At 63.5% G+C, this 3,780-nt stretch carries 4 protein-coding genes; all 4 read right to left on the reverse strand.

The window, feature by feature from the left end; genetic code table 11:
* The coding region (locus JHD07_RS23720) for a biotin/lipoyl-containing protein (RefSeq protein WP_291626462.1) at positions 1-697 on the reverse strand (697 nt) is incomplete at its 3' end.
* Between the two features lie 28 nt (positions 698-725).
* A complete protein-coding gene (gene pdhA, locus JHD07_RS23725) occupies positions 726-1,748 on the reverse strand; it encodes a pyruvate dehydrogenase (acetyl-transferring) E1 component subunit alpha (RefSeq protein ID WP_291626464.1) in 1,023 nt (340 codons plus the stop codon).
* Positions 1,749-2,097: 349 nt separating this feature from the next.
* Positions 2,098-2,415 carry a septum formation initiator family protein gene (locus tag JHD07_RS23730; RefSeq protein WP_291626466.1) on the reverse strand — a complete coding sequence of 106 codons (318 nt, stop codon included), beginning with the start codon at positions 2,413-2,415 and terminating at the stop codon, positions 2,098-2,100.
* A gap of 101 nt (positions 2,416-2,516) precedes the next feature.
* Positions 2,517-3,404, reverse strand: a complete 888-nt coding sequence (locus tag JHD07_RS23735) for an AraC family transcriptional regulator (RefSeq protein WP_291626468.1) — start codon at positions 3,402-3,404, stop codon at positions 2,517-2,519.
* Positions 3,405-3,780 lie beyond the last annotated feature (376 nt).

Genomic DNA, 3,780 nt, shown 5'->3' on the forward strand with positions numbered 1-3,780 from the left:
TGATGATGTGGTCGATCGCCTGCATGGCGAAGTTGAAGGTCATGAACTCGACGATGGGCTTCAGCCCGGCCATCGCGGCGCCGACCCCGACGCCGGCAAAGCCGTGCTCGGTGATCGGGGTGTCGATCACGCGCTTGGCGCCGAATTCCTGGAGCAGGCCCTGGGTGACCTTGTAGGCGCCCTGATATTCGGCGACCTCTTCGCCCATCACGAACACGTCGGCGTCGCGACGCATCTCTTCGGCCATGGCATCGCGCAACGCTTCGCGGATGGTCTGCGTCACCATCTCGGTGCCGGCGGGGACTTCCGGGTCGGGCTCGGCGACCGGCTGCGGCGCGGATGGCGCAGCCTTGGGCTGCGGCGCCTCGGCCTTGGCGGCGGCGGGCGGCGCGGACTCCGCCGCCTTCTCCTGCTTCGCGGGCGCGGTGGCCTTGGCGAGATCGGCCGCGCTCTCGCCGTCGGCGAGAATGGTTGCGATCGGCGTGTTCACCGCGACGTCGGCGGTGCCCTCGGGTATCAGGATCTTGCCGAGCGTGCCCTCGTCGGTGGCCTCGACCTCCATGGTCGCCTTGTCGGTCTCGATCTCGGCGATCACGTCGCCGGACTTGATGGTCTCGCCTTCTTTCTTCAGCCATTTGGCGAGGTTGCCCTTCTCCATCGTCGGCGACAACGCGGGCATCAGCACTTGAATTGGCATATCTTCTCCAAGGAAAGCTTGCGCGCGTTCAGCGGTAAACGTCGGTCCAGAGCTCGGCGGCATCCGGCTCGGGATCATGCTGGGCGAAATCGGCGGAGGCGTTGACGATATCGCGCACCTCGGCGTCGATCGCCTTGAGATCGGCCTCGCTGACCTTGGCGGCCAGCAGGCGGTTGCGCACCTGCTCGATCGGATCCTGGTCGTGGCGGACCTTCTCGACCTCCTCGCGTGTGCGATATTTTGCAGGATCGGACATCGAGTGCCCGCGGTAGCGATAGGTCTGCATCTCCAGGATGAAGGGTCCCTTGCCGGCGCGGCACCAGGCCGCCGCCTCCTCACCCGCAGCCTTGACGGCGCGGACGTCCATACCGTCGACCTGCTTGCCGGGGATGTTGAAGGACGCGCCGCGCTTGGAGAAATCCTGCTGCGCCGAGGCGCGCGAGACCGAGGTGCCCATGGCGTAGCGGTTGTTCTCGATGACGTAGATCACCGGCAGTTTCCAGAGCTCCGCCATGTTGAAGCTCTCGTAGACCTGGCCCTGGTTGGCCGCGCCGTCGCCGAAATAGGTGACACTGATATTGTCGTTGCCGCGATAGTGATTGGCAAAGGCGAGACCGGTGCCGAGCGAAACCTGGGCGCCGACGATGCCGTGCCCGCCGTAGAAGTGCTTCTCCTTGCTGAACATGTGCATGGAGCCGCCCTTGCCCTTGGAATAGCCGCCGCGGCGGCCCGTGAGCTCGGCCATGACGCCGTTGGCGTCCATGCCGGTGGCAAGCATGTGGCCGTGATCGCGATAGCCGGTGATGACCTGATCGCCCTGTTTCAGGGCCATCTGCATGCCGACCACGACGGCCTCCTGGCCGATATAGAGGTGGCAGAAGCCGCCGATGGCGCCCATGCCGTAGAGCTGACCGGCCTTTTCCTCGAACCTGCGGATCAGGAGCATGTCGCGGAGCGCCTTGAGCTCCTGCTCCCGGGTGAATTCCGGTGGCGAGCCGCCTTCGGTCTTGTCCTGTGAAGGGCTTGCGGCGGCTTTCTTGGGTGCGGCCATGGGAATTCCGGGTCAGAGAAAACTTTCGCCCTCTCTAACCCAACTCAAACGCCCTTGGAAAGCACCGCGGCGAGATGGCGCGACTTTCATTATGCCGCACTGCAACGTGATCGAAATATTGCAAAATCTTTGGCGCAGATCGGGCAACAAACCTTTGTGTGCCCATGGAGCGTGCATCGTGAGTGGATCAGAGCGGACGGCGTCTGATTGCTTGTAGCTGCCGAATGCTGGGCGTGGGTCAGCGGACGCGGTTGGACGAGTCGGGTGCCGATGCCGTTGGTGCCGCCATGCTCCGCGCTCCAGAGCCCACCGTCGGCCTTCGTGTCGGTTTCGAGCCTTGCGGAAAACGCTACTTCGCGGGAATCATCCGAACAAGATCGCGCGGATGGACATAGTCGAGCTGGAAGCGCGCCCGCTCGTCCAGCATGTCCGGGTCGATCTTCTCCGGCCGCAGCAGCGACACCCGCTGCTCGCTCCTGACGCGCTCGCGCTTGAGCTGCGCCAGTTCGCTGGTCAGCGCGATGATCTCCTGGTCGAGTTCCTGGCGGGCGTTGAGGCCGTATTTGCCGGTGTAGGCGTTGACGCCGAAATAGCCGACGATGGCGGCCGCCATCGCGTAGAGGGCAAGGCCGGTCAGGATCGATTTCAGGCGCGCGCGCGAGACCATCTTCGGAAGATGGGACAGGTTGGTTAAGGGAGTGCTAATTCCAGGCCATCGCATACCCAACCTTCGTGTTCAGGAGCGGGTCCGATTGTGACGCAGCAAGACTAGCTCAGGCAGCTCTTGCGGTATTCTGCGGGCGTGATGTTGAGCTGCCTGCGGAAGATCCGGTTGAGATGGCTCTGATCGGAAAACCCGCACAAGAGCGCAATCTCCTTCAGAGCGAGCCGGTCCTTGCGCAGGTATTGGCACGCGCGCTGCACCTTGCGGCTCAGTACATAGGCATGCGGCCGCATGCCGTAGTGGACCTGGAACTTGCGCGCAAACTGCACCGGCGTGCAGTTGCAGATGTTGGCGAGTTCCTCCAGCGTGATGTTCCTCGACATGTTCTGCTCGACATAGTCCTCGATCAGCCGCGCGTGGGCCGGCCTGAAGCGTCCCTGGGCACAGGGCATCCTGAATTGCACGGAGGCATATCTTCGCAGGAGGTGCACGCTCGCCTGAAGTGCCAGCGCGTCATAGCACAGCCGCCCGCCCGGAGCGCCTTCGGACACCTCCTGCACCATGCGGTCGCCGATCCAGGTCAGCACAGGATCCTCGATCCTGAGCAGGTCGTGAAGCTCGATGCCTTCCGGATCGCGGTCGAATGCTTCGCTTGCAGTCTTCGCCATCAAGGTCGGGGAAATGTAGAAATGGCTGACCTCGATGTCTTGGCTCCAGCGCCAGTTCGAAGGCTCCGCGCGCGTCAGCAGCGTCGTGACGCCGCGGCCGACATGATCCTGCTTCCAGTGGCCGGTCACGCGGCGGTTCATCGACGTTGCGCCTTCGCGGTACACGACGATCAGGAAGTTCTCGTTTGGCGGCACCCATATGTCGGACGGCGCATAGCGGAAGACGCGCAACCGAAAGTCGGACTTGCCCACCGCCGAACTGTCCAGCATCAGCTCGCCGGGCGCGTAGCTTGGCAGCTCCTCGACCGTGATGAACTGGCCCATCGCACGAGCCTCCTCCCAGAGATTATGTGGCGCGGTTGACCGCTTCCGCTTCTCATTGGCCGATCGGCAGGAGGGGAGCATAAGCCGGTTTCGCCGTTTGCCAAGCTGGTCGAAGTCCGGCGCCGGGCTTCGTTCAAAGGATTGTCGATTCCGTTCAAGCCCGAAAGCTCGGCCGCCACGTAGCCTTGCTCGCGTTCCAAGCAGAGCAGGAGAAGCGGCGGAACAGCCGCGGGTGAAACGAGCCCATTCCATCGCGCTGCTGGAAGCGAAATGACGCGATGCACCAACGTCCGATGATCTCGCGGACGGGGGACGGTCGCGTGCGCCCTGGAAACGTGAGGAGGAACCAATATGGAAACCGCAAGCAAGACCAATG

It is taken from the genome of Bradyrhizobium sp., assembly GCF_016462955.1.
Classification (GTDB): Bacteria; Pseudomonadota; Alphaproteobacteria; order Rhizobiales; family Xanthobacteraceae; genus Bradyrhizobium.

Bases quoted from the DNA above. Each gene is read 5' to 3' on its own strand.
- pdhA (WP_291626464.1), bottom strand. From the start codon at position 1,748: ATGGCCGCACCCAAGAAAGCCGCCGCAAGCCCTTCACAGGACAAGACC.
- JHD07_RS23730 (WP_291626466.1), bottom strand. From the start codon at position 2,415: ATGGTCTCGCGCGCGCGCCTGAAATCGATCCTGACCGGCCTTGCCCTC.
- JHD07_RS23735 (WP_291626468.1), bottom strand. From the start codon at position 3,404: ATGGGCCAGTTCATCACGGTCGAGGAGCTGCCAAGCTACGCGCCCGGC.